This is a genomic window from Mesorhizobium sp. M7A.F.Ca.ET.027.03.2.1 (genome assembly GCF_003999175.1).
Lineage (GTDB): Bacteria > Pseudomonadota > Alphaproteobacteria > Rhizobiales > Rhizobiaceae > Mesorhizobium.
The window spans coordinates 1-756 of the sequence record NZ_RZOM01001665.1 but is presented as its reverse complement, the minus strand read 5'-3'; the positions used below and the strand labels follow the sequence as shown (position 1 = coordinate 756).

Sequence of the window (756 nt, the reverse complement as noted above, 5' to 3'; positions counted from 1 at the left end):
GCCATGCTCTGCGTCATGGCCCTGGAACGGCACGGCATCCTGCCCGATCGCGGCCCGGTGGTGGTGACGGGGGCGGCCGGCGGCGTCGGCTCGGTCGCGGTCTCGATCCTGTCCAGCCTCGGCTACCATGTCATTGCTTCCACCGGCCGCAATGCCGAAAGCCCCTTTCTGATCGATCTTGGCGCCGCCGAAGTGATATCGCGCGACGAGCTTGCCCAGCCGGCCAAGCCGCTGGCCAAGGAGCGCTGGGCCGGCGGCATCGACGCAGTCGGTAGCCACACGCTGGCCAATGTGCTCTCGATGACCTCCTATGGCGGCGCGGTCGCCGCCTGCGGCCTGGCCGGCGGCATGGACCTGCCGGCCAGCGTCGCGCCCTTCATCCTGCGCGGCGTCTCATTGCTCGGCATCGATTCAGTGATGGCGCCTAAAGCAGTCCGCCTCGAGGCATGGCGCCGCATCGCCACCGACCTCGATCTGCAGAAGCTCGCCAGCCTGTCCAGCACCATCGGGTTCGATGGCATCGTCGATGCCGCGCGCGACATCGTCGACGGCAAGATCCGCGGCCGCGTCGTCGTGGATATGTGATTCCGCCCAACTGCCGGAAGGGATGGAATCGCCAGATCTGGTAGCAACCCCGCCGCGCCTCGGCAAAAAGCGCTCATCCGCTAAAATTCGAACGATCCGCCGCAATTTTCCATAATCTCTGTCTGGCAAGGATTTCGCATGATCGCGGAATCCGGCAGCCAACAGGCGGAC

1 protein-coding gene is annotated in these 756 nt (G+C 65.9%); it reads left to right on the top strand.

The window, feature by feature from the left end; genetic code table 11:
* On the top strand, positions 1–585 hold a 585-nt coding region (locus tag EN750_RS37210; RefSeq protein ID WP_145968324.1), incomplete at its 5' end, for a zinc-binding dehydrogenase.
* Positions 586–756 lie beyond the last annotated feature (171 nt).